The sequence below is a fragment of the Lelliottia sp. genome, assembly GCF_045627565.1.
Lineage (GTDB): Bacteria > Pseudomonadota > Gammaproteobacteria > Enterobacterales > Enterobacteriaceae > Enterobacter.
This window is the reverse complement of the sequence record NZ_JAZQNX010000008.1, coordinates 401,500-413,882: the sequence shown is the minus strand read 5'-3', so window position 1 is coordinate 413,882 and position 12,383 is coordinate 401,500. Positions and strand designations below refer to the sequence as shown.

The following is a 12,383-nucleotide window of genomic DNA, read 5'->3' as shown; positions in this document are numbered from 1 at the left end:
AATCATATCGAAAAGAAGTGAGGGTTTATGCGTACCGTTCTGAATATTTTGAACTTTGTCCTTGGCGGTTTTGCCACGACGCTTTCCTGGCTTTTTGCCACGCTGGTCAGCATTGTGCTGATTTTTACACTTCCGCTAACGCGCTCGTGCTGGGAAATCACCAAACTGTCCTTTGTGCCTTACGGCAATGAAGCCATTCATGTTGATGAACTCGAGCCCGGCAACAAAAATGTCCTGATGAATACCGGCGGAACATTGCTGAATATTTTATGGCTGATCTTCTTTGGCTGGTGGTTGTGCCTGATGCACATCGCAGTAGGCATTACACAGTGTATTACGATTATCGGTATTCCGGTTGGGATCGCCAACTTCAAGATTGCGGCTATTGCTCTGTGGCCCGTAGGTCGACGCGTAGTCGCCGTGGAAGTTGCGCAGGCTGCACGTGAATCCAATGCCCGCCGTCGTTTTCAGTAAATAAGGATAAGCCGCCCACATGCTAAGCCCATTGCTTCGCAGATACACATGGAATAGTGCCTGGCTCTATAACGTCAGGATTTTTATCGCGCTTTGCGGTGCGGCGGCGCTGCCGTGGTGGCTCGGCGACGTTAAACTTACCATCCCGCTGATACTCGGCGTGGTTGCAGGTGCACTCGCCGATCTTGACGATCGCCTGGTGGGTCGCTTGCGAAACCTCGTGATTACACTGGTCTGCTTTTTTATTGCTTCCGCGTCGGTCGAACTGCTTTTCCCGTGGCCGTGGTTATTCGCCCTCGGGTTGATGGTATCTACCACCGGATTTATTTTGCTGGGGGGGCTTGGGCAGCGCTATGCAACCATTGCGTTTGGCGCGCTGCTGATCGCGATTTATACCATGTTGGGCATATCGCTTTATGACCAGTGGTATCAGCAGCCACTCCTGCTGCTGATGGGGGCCATCTGGTACAACGTGCTTACGCTGACCGGACATCTCATTTTCCCGATTCGCCCATTGCAGGATAATCTCGCCCGGAGTTACGAACAGCTGGCGCACTATCTGGAACTCAAGTCCCGACTTTTTGATCCCGATATAGAAGAAGAGAGTCAGTCGCCGCTATACGATCTCGCTCTGGCGAACGGACAGCTTGTGGCCACGCTCAACCAAACCAAAGTGTCTTTGCTCACCCGCTTACGTGGCGACCGCGGTCAGCGAGGAACCCGGCAAACGCTGCACTATTACTTTGTCGCTCAGGATATTCATGAGCGCGCCAGTTCATCGCATATTCAGTACGCTGCGTTGCGCGAGAAGTTTCGTTACAGCGACGTGATGTTCCGCTTCCAGCGACTGCTTTCGATGCAATCCCAGGCTTGTCAGCAACTGGCTCGTTCCATTTTGCTGCGAACGCCGTATCAACACGACCAGCGATTTGAGCGCGCTTTTACTCATCTCGACGCCGCTCTGGATCGCGTTCAGGCAAGCGGTACATCGCCAGATCAGATGAAAGCCCTCGGCTTTTTGCTGAACAACCTGCGCGCCATCGATGCGCAGCTCGCGACAATCGAGTCGGAGCAGGCGTTAGTAATGCCGGGTCATGATACTGAAAACCAACTTGCCGATGACGGGCTGCATGGTGTTTCAGATATATGGCTTCGTTTGAACCGTAACGTTACGCCCGAGTCGGCACTGTTTCGTCATGCGGTGCGGATGTCCGCCGTGCTTTGCACTGGTTATGCTTTTATCCAAATAACGGGCTTAAACCATGGCTATTGGATTCTGCTGACGAGTCTGTTTGTCTGTCAGCCAAACTATAATGCAACGCGTCACCGGCTCGCGTTAAGAATCATCGGTACCCTTGTGGGGGTCGCCATTGGGCTCCCTGTGCTCTATTTTGTCCCGTCAATTGAAGGACAATTGATCCTTATAGTGATTACCGGCGTCCTGTTTTTCGCATTTCGTCACGTCCAGTATGCGCACGCTACGATGTTCATCACCCTGCTGGTTCTGCTTTGCTTCAACCTGCTAGGTGAAGGCTTTGAAGTCGCGCTGCCACGCGTGATTGACACGCTAATTGGTTGCGCCATTGCCTGGGCAGCAGTGAGCTTTATCTGGCCAGACTGGCGTTTCAGGAACTTACCGCGCGCACTGGATCTCGCGATCAATGCGAACTGCCGCTATCTCGACGCTATTCTTGAGCAGTACCATCAGGGTCGTGACAATCGTCTGGCGTATCGTATTGCCAGACGTGATGCACACAACCGTGATGCGGAACTGGCTTCAGTTGTCTCGAACATGTCAACGGAACCCCGTGCAACACCCGAAATTCGCGAGGTAGCCTTCCGGCTTCTATGCCTTAACCACACCTTCACCAGCTATATTTCGACCCTGGGTGCGCATCGCGAACAGCTAACTAATCCCAACATCCTCGCCTTACTTGATGACACCGTATGTTACGTTGACGATGCGCTTCATCATCTTCCCGCTGACGAGCCACGTGTACAAATGGCGATTGACGAACTTAGCCAGCGCATTGCGCATTTTGATCCCGGTACAGACAGCAAAGCTCCGCTTATCCTCCAGCAAACGGGCTTGCTCATTGCCCTTCTGCCCGAGATCTGTCGACTACAACAACAAATCGCTACTTATCGGAATGATTATCAGGCTTTACAGAAAGCGCATTAAACCACTCATTAAGCTCCCGACGCCTGGCTGTCGGGAGTGCCGCCTCATGTAACCCTTCGATAGCCCCCGCGAGAGCAAACAGGACCTTAATGCCGAGGTGCTTGTTTTTAGCTCTCATTTTCAGCCAACTTTCTTCAGCGCCTAACATTCGGAGCATCGTTTCACTGGTAATACCTGCTTCGTAGAGGAGAACTTCAATCTGGAAAGTCAGGTTCGGCAAATCTTTGAGCCTGTGCCGATTATCCCGCTCGACACGTTCCAGTCGTGCTGCTTCTAATGCATAGCTGGAAAGTTGCAGGAGCTTTTCCCGATCCTGCCAAAGCCCCTCATCCACACGGTAATAGTTCAACAGAACGGGTCTGCCACGTTTTACCAATTCCAGATATGCCGAATTATGTTTTACACAGTACTGCGCGCTCTCTTCACACGCTCGCAGATACAGTTCGCCCTCCGACACCATGGCGAACACAGCCTCATTTACCGCCAATGTATAGCCACCAAAAAGTGCCCTATGGTGGATATCACCCAAAGATGAGAGGTATTCCTGGGATTTATAGATCCGTTCGTATGATATCTTTTTCATGATATTATCCTTTAAAATCATGCAGTAACAACGCCATTAATTACTATCGGATCCGCTAGCAGAAAAATAGGCAACTTATTGTCACTCGGCAAGATGAATTTTCCATATTGGCCGATCTCGAACGAAATTTGCGAGGCGCTTTCCGAAATTGAGGTTGATCTTTAGTCATACAGGGGTTACTGTATATTCATACAGTAACTACAGGGCTGGAATGATTATACACACTTCAATCTATGCAAATCGCTCAACATCTTTTTCTCCATCCGCGGGAAATGACACGCAAAATACTTTCGGGCGTGTTTCGACCGGGATGATAAGTGAAGTGGTTTATCGTGAAGACCAGCCCTTGATGACACAGTTGCTGTTGTTGCCGTTATTGCAGCAGCTCGGTCAACAGTCACGCTGGCAGCTCTGGTTAACGCCAAAGCAAAAATTGAGTCGCGAATGGGTTCAATCTGCTGGATTACCGCTCGCGAAAGTGATGCAGATTAGCCAACTCGCCCCCTGCCATACGGTAGATTCAATGATTCGCGCATTGCGCACTGGGAATTATAGCGTGGTGATTGGCTGGCTATCAGAAGAATTAACGGAAGATGAACATTTTCGTTTGGTTGAAGCCGCCGAAGAAGGTAACGCGATCGGCTTAGTAATGCGTCCAGTTAATCCCGATTCTCTCGGCAGAGGACACCTGTCTGGGCTAAAAATTCACTCTAATTTGTATCATTAAGTAAATTTAAGATTTTTCCTGGAACTTTTTTCGACAGTCGGACAGCCGATTAGTTCCATAAGAAAAAACTCCGTCAACGCCTGTCTGGCGCGGTTTCCCTTAATTTTACAGCATAAAATCCGCATTCAAAATGTTAAATATTATGTATACAGAGCTTTTTTTTTCATATGCCTGACGGAGTTCACACTTGTAAGTTTTGAACTACGTTGTAGACTTTACATCGCCAGGGGTGCTCGGTCTAAGCCGAAGATATCGGTAGAGTTACTAGTTTGAGCTCGCCCCCCGGTGAAGGATTTAACCGTGATTTCTCGACGAGATCTTCATGGCGATTTTTGGATGATAACGAGGCGCAAAAAATGAAAAAGACAGCTATCGCGATTGCAGTGGCACTGGCTGGCTTCGCTACCGTAGCGCAGGCCGCTCCGAAAGATAATACCTGGTATGCAGGTGGCAAACTGGGCTGGTCTCAGTTCCACGACACTGGCTGGTACAACAGCTCCCTGAACAACGATGGCCCAACTCACGAAAGCCAGCTCGGTGCAGGTGCGTTTGGTGGCTATCAGGTTAACCCGTATGTTGGTTTTGAAATGGGTTACGACTGGTTAGGTCGTATGCCTTACAAAGGCGACAACGTTAACGGCGCATTCAAAGCTCAAGGCGTACAGCTGACCGCTAAACTGGGTTACCCAGTAACTGACGATCTGGACGTGTACACCCGTCTGGGCGGCATGGTATGGCGCGCTGACTCCAGCAATAGCATTGCTGGCGACGACCATGACACTGGCGTATCTCCAGTATTCGCTGGTGGCGTAGAGTGGGCAATGACCCGCGATATCGCTACCCGTCTGGAATACCAGTGGGTTAACAACATCGGCGACGGCAACACCGTTGGTGTTCGTCCAGACAACGGCATGCTGAGCGTAGGTGTTTCCTACCGTTTCGGCCAGCAGGAAGAAGCAGCGCCAATCGTTGCTCCAGCTCCGGCACCAGCTCCAGAAGTACAGACCAAGCACTTCACTCTGAAGTCTGACGTTCTGTTCAACTTCAACAAAGCGACTCTGAAACCAGAAGGTCAGCAGGCACTGGATCAGCTGTACACTCAGCTGAGCAATCTGGATCCTAAAGACGGTTCAGTAGTGGTTCTGGGTTACACCGACCGTATCGGTTCTGACGCTTACAACCAGGGTCTGTCCGAGAAACGTGCACAGTCTGTAGTTGATTACCTCGTGTCTAAAGGTATCCCAGCTAACAAGATCTCTCCACGTGGTATGGGCGAATCCAACCCAGTGACTGGCGCTACCTGTGACAACGTGAAACCTCGCGCTGCACTGATCGACTGCCTGGCACCAGATCGTCGCGTAGAGATCGAAGTTAAAGGTATCAAAGACGTTGTAACTCAGCCTGCGGCATAAGTTATCGTCTTATAAAAAAACCCCGCCATGCGGGGTTTTTTATTATCTGAAGAAACGTGATTCACTCTTTTTTTCCAAGCAGCGCCTGAAGATCGTTTTTCAGCGTAGACATCTGGTTGGCATATTTCTCTTTATGCTCCGCATCTTCAATCAACTGTACGACCGTTTCAGAAAGCGTTTTACCCCGCCGTTGAGCAAGCCCCGCTAATCGTTGCCAGACCATGAACTCAAGATCGATTGATTTCTTGCGAGTGTGCTGATGCTCAGCGTTAAAGTGCCGTTTGCGGCGAGCGCGGATGGTCTGTTTCATACGGTTCAGTAACGCTGGATTGATATGCTTCTCTATCCAGCTATTTACATGCACCGGTTCGTTTTCGAGTGTCAGTAATAAATCCACCGCTTCTTTTGCAGCACTGGCTTCGATGTAGCAGGTGATCAGCTCCCCTTCACGGTGCTTTTTGACCAGGTACTTCCATTTCCAGCCGCTTTCGAGATTTTCCAGTTGTTGATATTTCATTGCGATCTCAGTGTTACCTCGTAACTCTGTTCAGAATATCAGTTTTTTGACAATCTGCTGAAAAGAAATCATATCCTGTGAGCTGTTACGCCGCTTTCGCTGCCTGATTTACCTAATCCCGGTTGGGCAGAGACCGATGCTTACGGTATACTCCACGGTTTTACATCTAACTAAAAAACATCAACTTTGACCATTACGAAACTAGCATGGCGTGATTTAGTTCCTGATACCGAAAGCCATCAGGCGCTATTTACACAGCCAAACCTCGCAAAAGAGCACGACTTCATACTTAGCGATACGCAACCGCGTTTGCACTACGCGCTTGAGCAGGTGTTGAGTCCATGGACAACCTCCCCTTTCATGCTGCTGAAGGCTCCTGAAGAAGCTGAGTATTTGGCGCTGATTGCCGACGCTACCCGTGAGTTACGGCCTGAAGAAAGCACTGTATATGGTGGCCAATACCGTATCGCGGGACATGATGTTACTTTCGAGCCAGCCGCACACGCTGAAGATAACTTCGCCGCTACGGGCGAAGTCATAACGGCCGAGTGGGCTGAAGCTGAACAACTGTTTGGCTGCCTGCGTCATTTTAACGGCGATTTGAGCTTACAACCGGGGCTGGTGCATAAAGCCAACGGTGGTGTCCTGATTATCTCGCTGCGCACGCTTATGGCGCAACCGCTGCTGTGGATGCGTCTGAAGACAATAGTGACTCACCAGCGTTTCGACTGGCTCTCCTATGACGAATCGCGCCCATTGCCTGTTTCCGTGCCTTCGATGCCCGTTTCGTTAAAAGTGATTTTGACTGGCGATCGCGAGTCGCTGGCTGATTTCCAGGAAATGGAGCCGGAATTAGCCGAACAAGCTGTCTATTCCGAATTTGAAGATAACGTCCAGATTGCCGATGCCGACGATATGTCGCAATGGGGTCAGTGGGTGATGGCCATGGCTGAGCGTTACGAATTGCCAATACCAGCGGAAGATGCATGGCCGAGTTTAATTCGTGAGGCCACGCGCTACACGGGTGACCAGGAAACGCTCCCGCTCTGCCCTCTGTGGATTGGAAAGCAATTACGCGAAGTGGGCGTTATCTGTGGGCAAGAATCGTTTACGGGCGAGCAGTTCTCGCAGATGCTGGCGCAGCGTGAATGGCGAGAAGGTTATCTTGCCGATCGTATGCAGGATGAAATCCTGTTTGAGCAAATCCTGGTCGAAACCGAAGGCGAACGTGTGGGTCAGATTAACGCGTTGTCAGTCGTTGAGTTTCCAGGACATCCGCGTGCCTTTGGCGAACCCTCGCGCATCAGTTGCGTCGTACACATTGGGGATGGTGAGTTTACTGACGTCGAACGTAAAGCTGAGCTAGGCGGGAATATTCACGCTAAGGGCATGATGATTATGCAAGCGTTTCTGATGTCAGAGCTTCAACTTGAACAGCAAATCCCCTTCTCCGCCTCACTGACGTTTGAGCAGTCCTACGGCGAAGTCGACGGGGACAGTGCTTCGATGGCTGAGCTGTGTGCGTTAATCAGTGCCCTTGCCGATGTCCCGATAAACCAGAGCATCGCTATCACCGGTTCAGTCGATCAGTTTGGCCGCGCTCAACCCGTCGGCGGGTTGAACGAGAAAATTGAAGGTTTCTTCAATATTTGCCAGCAACGTGAGTTTAGCGGCAAGCAAGGAGTCATTATCCCTGCGCCAAATGCTCGCCATCTGAGTCTGAGTCAGGGCGTACTTGACGCAGTAGAGGCAGGACAATTTTCTATCTGGGCCATCGACGATATTACAGATGCGCTACCCTTACTGACTAATCTGGTCTGGGATGCAGAAGGTCAAACAACGCTGATGCAGGCTATCCAGGAACGTATTGCTCAGGCAATGCAACAGGATGCTCGTCATCGTTATCCATGGCCGTTACGCTGGTTGAGCTGGTTTAGTCCCAACTGATCGGACTTGTTCAGCGTACACGTGTTAGCTATCCTGCGTGCTTCACTAAAATAAGGCTTACTGAGAACATGGTAGATAAACGCGAATCCTATACAAAAGAAGATCTTCTTGCCTCTGGTCGTGGTGAACTGTTTGGTGCTAAAGGCCCGCAGTTACCTGCTCCAAGCATGCTGATGATGGACCGTGTCGTGAAAATGACCGAAACCGGCGGCAACTTTGATAAGGGTTACGTTGAAGCGGAACTCGATATCAACCCAGAACTGTGGTTCTTCGGTTGCCACTTTATCGGCGATCCGGTCATGCCTGGCTGTTTAGGCCTGGATGCAATGTGGCAGTTGGTTGGTTTTTATCTGGGCTGGCTGGGTGGCGAAGGCAAAGGCCGCGCACTGGGCGTGGGCGAGGTGAAATTCACCGGTCAGGTTCTGCCTTCTGCGAAAAAAGTCACCTACCGTATCCACTTCAAGCGCATTGTGAACCGTCGTCTGGTGATGGGTCTGGCGGATGGTGAAGTGCTGGTAGATGGTCGCGTGATTTATACCGCAAACGATCTGAAAGTCGGCCTGTTCCAGGATACTTCTGCGTTCTGATTGCTGCTCTGACAAGAGCATAAAGGCGAAACCTCCGCGATGCGGAGGTTTCTGTTTCTAAAGAGACGTGTCACGCAAGTAGAACCCTATCCCCAATGGCTTCTCGCCAGCCCCCTAACCAGTAAGAACGTTGATTTAACGTTTGGTAAGGACACATTTCTTTTGAGCGTCCGGCGATGCCAGCCTGGTATCCACGTTGGTGCGCCCGTTCCAGGCGATCTCGTTTCTGTCTCTTCATGCCTCGTTTCCCTCATTCTTTGGTCTGGTGGAAAGAAAACAGTGTCTGCAAAGTACGCAAGCACAGTAAACGAATAACCTGAATCCCTCCCTGCGTCAATGCGCAAAATTCACGCCAGTGTCATATTTGTGAGCTACATGGAATATCATTTGTACAAAAATTGTGACGCCGCACAAGTATCAGCCTGAAATGAAAACGAAAAAAAACCGCAATCAGCGAAACGCGAATTGCGGCTTCAGGTTATGAATTTTACTTATGGCAGGCGAGAAATTTCTTTCGCTATACTCGCCGACTCCTGGGCCCAACCTTGCGCCAGCATCTTAACCATCTCGTCGTATCCGTCTTGCTGCTGTTTCAGCTCAAGATAGAACGGACGCTTAATCAGCTGCCCCTGGTGATTCAGAAGCCATTCTCCGCTAATGATAACCTTTCCATCATAACGTCCATGGAAGCCCGTTACGGTGACGTTGAGCGTATCCTGATCGCTACCCAGCGGCTGCGAAGCTACTATCCAACCCGGCAACTGACTGTTCAGATTCGCCACCAGCGTATTGCGTAGCTGCTGATCCAACGGGCTCGCCCATAAATTGTTATTCGCAATCACGTATTGTACGTCGCTGGTCTGATACACCACGCCGTTGCCAGCGAGTGAATCAGGGATCACCACTTGCTCAACCCATAGCAGACGGTTGCCCTGAGAAGTACTTGTTTGCCCGCCCGTTTGCGCGGCGAGTGGCAGCTGGTAGTAACTTTTATTATCACTTCCTGAGCTACAGGCCGTTAAAACCATGACGCCAACGATGAATAGCCACTTTTTCATTATTTTGCCCTCTTCGGCTCAGGATCTTTCTTGTCCTTCGCTTCAAATACCAGCGCGTTACTCTTCTCATTCAGCGTTTTCAATACAGGCTGCAGTTCACGTAAGACCTGATCCAGGCGCTGCATGTCCGCCACCATTTTATTGTAAGCCGCTGAGCCAGGCTGGAAGCCCTGCATACTGCGATTAAGCTCGCGCAACGTTTTCTGCATGTCCTGTGGAAGCTGTTGCATCGACTGATTCGCGGTAATCTTATTGATATTATCCAGCGTGGTTTGCAAACGACGCATCGTCGCCTGGCTTTCAGTCAGGCTGTTTGTCGCTTGCTCAAGCATCGGATTTAGCGGCAGATTATTAATCTTATCAAGCGTTTCCATCAGGCGTTGCTGGATTTGTGCCAGACCACTGCTCACCGTCGGGATAATCTTGTAACCACCAAACTCGCGCACACCCGTCATAGCAGGCGCTTTCGGATAGAAGTCCATATCAACGTACAGCGCGCCCGTGACCAGGTTACCGGTTTTCAGCGAGCCGCGCAGACCACGGTTCATGAGGTCATTAATATGCCCACTGATATCTTTCGCTTCGCCTATTTGATTCAGTAAACGCTCCGGTTCGATACGAATCAGCACGGGAATGCGATAATCATCATCCAGTGACTGGCGCAGACCAGGAACGAAATACGGGACCTGGCCGACGGTACCCAGACGGATGCCACGGAATTCGACCGGTGCGCCAGGCTGCAAACCGCGAACGGAATCTTTGAAGAACATCAGGTAATCAATATGATCGGTATAAAGCGCATCCTGAATGCTTTTCTGATCGTCAAAGAGTCTGAACGGCGTTTTTGCCGCTACCGGCTGACCAAGCTCCATGCCTTCCGGAACATCAAAACTCACACCACCACCGAACAGCGTGGTTAACGAGCCCATTTCGACACGCATCCCCGCCGACGTCAGATCCACCGCAATACCGCTGTCTTTCCAGAAACGAACATTGCTGGTCACCAGTCGATCGTTTGGCGCGTTAATAAATAGCTGATAGCTGATGGTACGTTTTTGCGGATCGAATGTACTGGTTTCGACTGAACCCACACGGTATCCGCGGAACAATACCGGATCGCCAGGGCTTAGCTGCCCCGCTTTTCTACTGTCCAGAATCACCCGGATACCTTTCGCATCAGGCGGAGCCAGCGGCGGTGCATCAAGCAAATCATACCGGCCTGGCTGGTTTCCTTTCGATCCCGGTTGCAGCTCAATAAATGCCCCCGACAGTAACGTTCCCAGACCGCTAATCCCTTCACGGCCAACCTGCGGTTTAACCACCCAGAATACGGAATCGCTGTGCAGCAGCTTTTCCATGCCGGCGTTCAGGCGAGCCTTGATTTCAACATGCGTTAAATCGTCAGTCAGCGTTGCGCTCTCCACGACGCCCACATCTACGCTACGGCTCTTGATGGTGGTTTTCCCGCCCTCAATGCCTTCAGCGTTGGTGGTGATAAGCGTCACTTCTGGCCCCTGATGACTGTAATGATAAAACAGGATCCAGGCCCCGATCAGCGCCGTCACGATGGGGAAGATCCACACTGGCGACCAGTTTTTGACCTTCTGAACTTTCGCCTCTCCACTCTTATTTTCCATGCTCTCACTCTTCCTCATGGCTTGACTCTGGCTCACGATCCCACGATAAACGAGGGTCGAAGGTCATGGCCGCAAACATCGTCATCACAACAACCAACGCAAACATCAGCGCACCCATAGCGGGATAAATACTCATCAGTCCACCCATGCGCACCAGCGCAGAGAGAACGGCAATCACAAACACGTCGATCATTGACCAGCGGCCCACAAACTCGACAACTTCGTAAATCAAATGCATGCGTTCACTGTCGCGTTTACCGTGGCCGTTGGCATCCCAACACAGCCACGCGATCGCGATCATTTTCAACGTCGGCACCATGATACTGGCGATAAAAATCACCATCGCCACGGGATACGATCCTTCCCCCCACAGCAACACGACACCAGCGAGGATAGTCGACGGCATTTTGTCGCCCAGCAAATCTGTAATCATTATGGGCAAAATATTGGCGGGCAGATAAAGCATGATAGACGTCACCAGCAGCGCTAACGTCCACTGAACGCTATTTTTACGTCGGGCATGCCCTTTGGTTCCGCAGCGGGGACATTCTTCAAGATCGACTGGCAGCACCGCAGTACAGCATGAACATGAGCGTAATCCCTGACGAATACCGGGAACACCCACTTTCACTGTTTGCGCTAACGTGGGCGCGGGTGCGATATCATCCCAGGCCCAGCGGCGGTCAACACACTGAAAAGCCCGAAGCTGCAGTACGCAGTAAAGACACCAGGGAATAAAACTGCTGCCGATCCCCACGTCACCATAAGCCATTAGCTTGACGAAGCTCACCAGAATACCGGCGAGGAAAATCTCCGCCATTCCCCAGCTTTTGAGCTGGAACAGGATTCTGGCAAGTGTGATTTTGAGCTTTATCGGCATCCGCACGCGATTGACCAGCAGCAAAATTACGGTAAGGCAAAACGCGGGCACAATTTGAACAAACAGAAGGAAGAAGGTGCCGAGACTGGCGTAATCTTCCGAAAACATCACGCCGGGTATTTCCAGCAAATCCACTTCACTGGTCATACCACCGACTTTCATATAAATGAAAGGAAAAAGGTTCGAGAGTAAAAGCATAAACAACGCAGCAAGTGCGTAAGCAGTGGGACGCTGCCTTGGTGCGTCCCACTCCGTTGTCAGCGTTGCCCCACAGCGTGGGCATGCCGCCTTATGTCCGCGACCCATCTCAGGCAGCGCCACGAGCATATCGCATTGCGAGCATAAAATATGCCGGTCGGCATGGTGCTGATCACACATA

Annotated in this window: 12 protein-coding genes; 6 read left to right on the top strand and 6 right to left on the bottom strand. The window is 51.0% G+C overall.

Going from position 1 to position 12,383, the window contains the following annotated elements; translation table 11 throughout:
- The first annotated feature begins 27 nt into the window (after positions 1-27).
- Complete coding sequence (locus tag ACKI5T_RS06695; protein WP_012016870.1) at positions 28-474, top strand: YccF domain-containing protein; 447 nt, start codon at positions 28-30, stop codon at positions 472-474.
- 19 nt (positions 475-493) lie between these two features.
- Positions 494-2,656: a YccS family putative transporter gene (gene yccS, locus ACKI5T_RS06690; RefSeq protein ID WP_407436526.1), complete on the top strand. Its 2,163-nt coding sequence runs from the start codon at positions 494-496 to the stop codon at positions 2,654-2,656.
- Here yccS and ACKI5T_RS06685 read toward each other — a convergent pair.
- Positions 2,613-3,239, bottom strand: a complete 627-nt coding sequence (locus ACKI5T_RS06685; RefSeq protein ID WP_407436524.1) for a TfoX/Sxy family DNA transformation protein — start codon at positions 3,237-3,239, stop codon at positions 2,613-2,615. The two genes, yccS and ACKI5T_RS06685, sit on opposite strands and share 44 nt — an antisense overlap.
- Positions 3,240-3,456: 217 nt before the next feature.
- Between ACKI5T_RS06685 and sulA the strand changes: the two genes are divergently transcribed.
- A complete protein-coding gene (gene sulA / locus ACKI5T_RS06680; RefSeq protein WP_407436787.1) occupies positions 3,457-3,966 on the top strand; it encodes an SOS-induced cell division inhibitor SulA in 510 nt (169 codons plus the stop codon).
- 356 nt (positions 3,967-4,322) lie between these two features.
- Complete coding sequence (gene ompA / locus ACKI5T_RS06675) at positions 4,323-5,378, top strand: porin OmpA (protein ID WP_012016866.1); 1,056 nt, start codon at positions 4,323-4,325, stop codon at positions 5,376-5,378.
- Between the two features lie 61 nt (positions 5,379-5,439).
- On the opposite strand, the gene matP is transcribed toward ompA, so the two are convergent.
- On the bottom strand, positions 5,440-5,895 hold the full coding sequence (gene matP, locus ACKI5T_RS06670; protein ID WP_407436522.1) for a macrodomain Ter protein MatP: 456 nt from the start codon (positions 5,893-5,895) through the stop codon (positions 5,440-5,442).
- Between the two features lie 186 nt (positions 5,896-6,081).
- Here matP and ACKI5T_RS06665 point away from each other — a divergent pair, with 186 nt between their 5' ends.
- Together ACKI5T_RS06665 and fabA are read left to right on the top strand one after the other, a co-directional pair.
- Entirely contained in the window at positions 6,082-7,842 is a 1,761-nt protein-coding gene (locus tag ACKI5T_RS06665; protein WP_407436520.1) for an AAA family ATPase, read from the top strand.
- 68 nt (positions 7,843-7,910) lie between these two features.
- Positions 7,911-8,429, top strand: a complete 519-nt coding sequence (gene fabA / locus ACKI5T_RS06660) for a bifunctional 3-hydroxydecanoyl-ACP dehydratase/trans-2-decenoyl-ACP isomerase (protein ID WP_012016863.1) — start codon at positions 7,911-7,913, stop codon at positions 8,427-8,429.
- Between the two features lie 70 nt (positions 8,430-8,499).
- Here the strand turns inward: fabA and rmf are convergent, their stop codons facing one another.
- The 4 genes from rmf to pqiA all read right to left on the bottom strand — a co-directional run bounded on the left by rmf (position 8,500) and on the right by pqiA (position 12,382).
- Entirely contained in the window at positions 8,500-8,667 is a 168-nt protein-coding gene (gene rmf, locus ACKI5T_RS06655; RefSeq protein ID WP_012016862.1) for a ribosome modulation factor, read from the bottom strand.
- Between the two features lie 253 nt (positions 8,668-8,920).
- Positions 8,921-9,487, bottom strand: a complete 567-nt coding sequence (gene pqiC / locus ACKI5T_RS06650) for a membrane integrity-associated transporter subunit PqiC (RefSeq protein WP_407436517.1) — start codon at positions 9,485-9,487, stop codon at positions 8,921-8,923.
- Positions 9,487-11,124, bottom strand: coding sequence for an intermembrane transport protein PqiB (gene pqiB / locus ACKI5T_RS06645; RefSeq protein ID WP_407436515.1), 1,638 nt, complete (start codon positions 11,122-11,124; stop codon positions 9,487-9,489). The genes pqiC and pqiB overlap by 1 nt, the downstream gene beginning before the upstream one ends.
- 4 nt (positions 11,125-11,128) lie before the next feature.
- Entirely contained in the window at positions 11,129-12,382 is a 1,254-nt protein-coding gene (pqiA, locus tag ACKI5T_RS06640) for a membrane integrity-associated transporter subunit PqiA (RefSeq protein ID WP_407436513.1), read from the bottom strand.
- Position 12,383: the final 1 nt, after the last annotated feature.

Bases quoted from the DNA above. Each gene is read 5' to 3' on its own strand.
- ACKI5T_RS06695 (WP_012016870.1), top strand. From the start codon at position 28: ATGCGTACCGTTCTGAATATTTTGAACTTTGTCCTTGGCGGTTTTGCC.
- ACKI5T_RS06685 (WP_407436524.1), bottom strand. From the start codon at position 3,239: ATGAAAAAGATATCATACGAACGGATCTATAAATCCCAGGAATACCTC.
- fabA (WP_012016863.1), top strand. From the start codon at position 7,911: ATGGTAGATAAACGCGAATCCTATACAAAAGAAGATCTTCTTGCCTCT.
- matP (WP_407436522.1), bottom strand. From the start codon at position 5,895: ATGAAATATCAACAACTGGAAAATCTCGAAAGCGGCTGGAAATGGAAG.
- rmf (WP_012016862.1), bottom strand. From the start codon at position 8,667: ATGAAGAGACAGAAACGAGATCGCCTGGAACGGGCGCACCAACGTGGA.
- pqiB (WP_407436515.1), bottom strand. From the start codon at position 11,124: ATGGAAAATAAGAGTGGAGAGGCGAAAGTTCAGAAGGTCAAAAACTGG.
- ompA (WP_012016866.1), top strand. From the start codon at position 4,323: ATGAAAAAGACAGCTATCGCGATTGCAGTGGCACTGGCTGGCTTCGCT.
- pqiC (WP_407436517.1), bottom strand. From the start codon at position 9,487: ATGAAAAAGTGGCTATTCATCGTTGGCGTCATGGTTTTAACGGCCTGT.
- yccS (WP_407436526.1), top strand. From the start codon at position 494: ATGCTAAGCCCATTGCTTCGCAGATACACATGGAATAGTGCCTGGCTC.
- pqiA (WP_407436513.1), bottom strand. From the start codon at position 12,382: ATGTGTGATCAGCACCATGCCGACCGGCATATTTTATGCTCGCAATGC.